This window comes from Pseudochrobactrum sp. AO18b (assembly GCF_000409565.1).
GTDB lineage: Bacteria > Pseudomonadota > Alphaproteobacteria > Rhizobiales > Rhizobiaceae > Pseudochrobactrum > Pseudochrobactrum saccharolyticum.
In genome coordinates this window covers 1-3573 of sequence record NZ_ANNO01000118.1, presented here as the reverse complement: position 1 = coordinate 3573, position 3573 = coordinate 1, and the positions used below count along the sequence as shown (strand labels likewise).

6 protein-coding genes are annotated in these 3573 nt (G+C 49.8%); all 6 read left to right on the top strand.

What is annotated here, in order from left to right:
- The first annotated feature begins 237 nt into the window (after nucleotides 1-237).
- Entirely contained in the window at nucleotides 238-438 is a 201-nt protein-coding gene (gene secE, locus A918_RS0104905) for a preprotein translocase subunit SecE (protein ID WP_022709972.1), read from the top strand.
- Nucleotides 439-488: 50 nt separating this feature from the next.
- On the top strand, nucleotides 489-1019 hold the full coding sequence (gene nusG, locus A918_RS0104900; protein ID WP_022709971.1) for a transcription termination/antitermination protein NusG: 531 nt from the start codon (nucleotides 489-491) through the stop codon (nucleotides 1017-1019).
- 174 nt (nucleotides 1020-1193) lie between these two features.
- Entirely contained in the window at nucleotides 1194-1622 is a 429-nt protein-coding gene (gene rplK / locus A918_RS0104895; RefSeq protein WP_022709970.1) for a 50S ribosomal protein L11, read from the top strand.
- A gap of 4 nt (nucleotides 1623-1626) precedes the next feature.
- On the top strand, nucleotides 1627-2325 hold the full coding sequence (gene rplA, locus A918_RS0104890; RefSeq protein ID WP_022709969.1) for a 50S ribosomal protein L1: 699 nt from the start codon (nucleotides 1627-1629) through the stop codon (nucleotides 2323-2325).
- 374 nt (nucleotides 2326-2699) lie between these two features.
- A complete protein-coding gene (rplJ, locus tag A918_RS0104885) occupies nucleotides 2700-3218 on the top strand; it encodes a 50S ribosomal protein L10 (RefSeq protein ID WP_022709968.1) in 519 nt (172 codons plus the stop codon).
- 51 nt (nucleotides 3219-3269) lie between these two features.
- Nucleotides 3270-3573 (top strand): 50S ribosomal protein L7/L12 (gene rplL / locus A918_RS0104880; RefSeq protein ID WP_022709967.1); only part of this gene is annotated, 304 nt, incomplete at its 3' end.

Sequence of the window (3573 nt, the reverse complement as noted above, 5' to 3'; positions counted from 1 at the left end):
CCCGCCGCAGGGCAGGGGCGCCATGCACTTTCCGTGCATGATATGCGGGAATTTATTATATCTTAGCATATGGGCTTGTTTTTTTATGGAATCGGCTCTATGTAGGGCAATACGTAAACGGTGCGTGGGATTGAGTTTTCGTCCGACGTGCCGTAATCTTGTGAGTTCTTTCTGATTAATACATTCTTAACGGCTTGTTTTGATTGGGATTAATTTTTTTCAAGCGCAGAGTGGCAAATGGCGTCCAAAACAAATCCGATTACGTTTTTCCGTCAGGTTCGTGCTGAGACGGCTAAAGTAACGTGGCCAACCCGGCGTGAAACTGTTATTTCAACCGTCATGGTTGTTATTATGGCTTTTCTGGCGGCGCTGTTTTTCTTTTTTGCGGATCAGTTGATGGCTTATGGCGTTGAATTGCTTCTGAGTCTCGGTCGTTAATATAGGCTTGGTTGGCATTTGGCTGGTGTGAGCTATACGGGAGAAGCATAATGACTGCGCGTTGGTATATCGTACACGCATATTCGAATTTCGAAAAAAAGGTTGCTGAAGCAATCGAAGAAAAGGCGAAGCAAAAAGGTCTGTTTCATCTTTTTGAAAAAATTCTGGTGCCTACAGAAAAGATCGTGGAAGTGCGCCGCGGCCGTAAGGTTGACGCAGAGCGCAAATTCTTTCCGGGCTATGTTCTGGTTCGTGCCAATCTGACAGATGATGTCTATCATCTGATTAAAAATACCCCGCGCGTAACCGGCTTCCTCGGTACAGAGTCGAAGCCTGTTCCGATCAGTGACCGTGAAGTTCAGCAGATTCTTTCTCAGGTGGAAGAAGGTGTTGAGCGTCCACGTGCTTCTATATCGTTTGAAGTGGGTGAATCTGTTCGTGTTTCGGACGGTCCTTTCGCTTCCTTCAACGGTATCGTGCAGGAAGTTGATGATGATCGTTCGCGTCTGAAGGTTGAAGTGTCGATCTTTGGTCGCGCAACACCTGTAGATCTCGATTTTGGTCAGGTTGAAAAACTCTGATCATTTCAGCCTAAGGGCTGAGTTGTCACCAAGGTGACAAATTGGGTGGAAGGGGCGCAGGCTTAGCCGCTCTGTTAACCGGACCACCCGCTGCAACGCTGCATATGCAGTGGTGATAGAGTGCCGTAAGGCATTTAACATTGCCCTGAGGGGCAAGAAAAAAGGCAGATAGTAATGGCTAAAAAAGTTGCAGGCCAGCTGAAGCTTCAGGTAGCTGCTGGCGCCGCAAATCCATCGCCGCCAATCGGTCCGGCTCTGGGTCAGCGCGGTATTAACATCATGGAATTCTGTAAGGCATTTAACGCTGCCACGCAGGAAATGGAAAAAGGTTCGCCTGTTCCGGTCGTGATTACCTATTATCAGGATAAGTCCTTCACATTCGTGATGAAGACTCCTCCTGTAACCTACTTCCTCAAGAAGGCTGCTAATCTGAAGTCCGGTTCGAAAGAGCCTGGCAAGATTTCTGCCGGCACGGTTTCCCGTGACAAAGTGCGCGAAATTGCTGAAGCCAAAATGAAAGACCTGAATGCGTCTGACGTTGAAGCTGCAATGCGCATGGTTGAAGGTTCTGCCCGTTCGATGGGTCTGAAGGTGGAAGGCTGATACGATGGCGAAAATTTCAAAGCGTGTCGCTAAAATCCGTGAAGGCGTAGAGCCTATGAAACTTTACGACCTGAGCACTGCTCTTGGTCTCGTAAAGGAACGTGCTGTTGCGAAATTCGATGAAACTATCGAAGTTTCGATGAATCTCGGCGTAGATCCACGTCATGCTGACCAGATGGTTCGCGGCGTTGTTAATCTGCCAAACGGTACAGGCCGTACTGTTCGCGTTGCTGTATTTGCCCGTGGTGACAAAGCTGAAGAAGCTAAGAAAGCCGGTGCGGATATCGTTGGTGCGGAAGACCTGTTCGAAACCATCAATGCCGGCAATATCGATTTCGATCGCTGCATTGCCACTCCTGACATGATGCCACTCGTTGGTCGTCTTGGTAAGGTTCTCGGCCCGCGCGGTATGATGCCAAACCCTAAAGTCGGTACTGTAACAGTTGATGTTGCCGGTGCTGTTAAGGCTTCCAAGGGCGGCGCAGTTGAATTCCGCGTTGAAAAAGCCGGTATCATTCATGCAGGTATTGGTAAGGCTTCTTTCGAAGTTAAGGCTCTGGAAGAAAACATCCGCGCTTTCGCAGATGCAGTTCTGAAAGCCAAGCCAGCCGGTGCAAAAGGTGAATACCTGAAGCGCGTTGCGGTTTCTTCGACCATGGGCGTTGGCATCAAGGTTGAACCTTCGAGCGTTAAAATCGCCTGATTTGCTTTTACGGAATAAATCTGTAAAAGCCTGATTCAAATGTTGCCCGAGTAATTGCGACATTCGAATTGAAACAAGTTTCCGGGGCCTCTGGGCCCGGATCACCGGAAGTAAAATTCCGGTATCCTGTCCGAGATTGCAGGTGGTTCGCCTTAATTTTATGAGCCTGCATGAGACGTGGAATGACCTTATTTTTTGCAGCTTTGCTGTGTTTTAAGGTTTGAACCGTAGTTGCCTTGACCGGATCTGCTCTCGGGCGGTGAAGGGGAAGGGGACAGGAACCTCGTAAGTTGGATAGCACTTCTTACACGCTATCCGGCAAAGGCAACCCGGTAAGAATACTCCTGTGTATTCTTATCAACTGGAGAGAGACAGTGGAAAAAGCGGAAAAGCGCGAATTTGTCACTTGGCTGAACGGCACTTTCAAAGAGTCCGGTTCGGTCGTCGTGGCCCACTATAGCGGTCTCACAGTTGCACAGATGAGCGATCTTCGCGAAAAAGTCCGTGCAGCAGGCGGCGCCGTTAAAGTCGCGAAGAACCGTCTTGCCAAAATCGCTCTTCAGGGCACGGAGTCCGAAGGCATTGCAAATCTGTTCACCGGACAGACTGTAATTGCTTATGCAATCGATCCGATTGCAGCTCCGAAAGTAGCGGTAGAATTCGCTAAGACCAATGACAAGCTTGTCATTCTTGGTGGTTCTATGGGTGCGACTACTCTCGATGCAGAAGGCGTGAAAGCTCTTGCTTCCCTGCCGTCGCTCGACGAACTGCGCGCCAAGCTGGTTGGTATGGTTCAGACACCAGCCACCCGTCTCGCTGTGCTCACAAGCGCGCCAGCAGGTCAAATTGCTCGCGTTATCGGCGCACATGCCCGGAAGAACGAGGCGGCGTAAGGCCGTTCTCGCTGTTATAACAGTTCAAACCTTAATCAAAGGAATATACAAATGGCTGATCTCGCAAAGATCGTTGAAGACCTGTCCGCACTGACCGTTCTGGAAGCTGCAGAACTGTCCAAGCTTCTTGAAGAAAAGTGGGGCGTATCTGCTGCTGCTCCTGTAGCAGTTGCTGCTGCTGCCGGTGCTGCTGCACCAGCCGCTGAAGAAAAGACCGAATTTGACGTTATCCTCGCTGATGGCGGCGCAAACAAGATCAACGTGATCAAAGAAGTTCGCGCAATCACCGGTCTGGGCCTGAAAGAAGCTAAGGACCTCGTAGAAGGTGCTCCTAAGGCTGTTAAAGAAGGCGCGT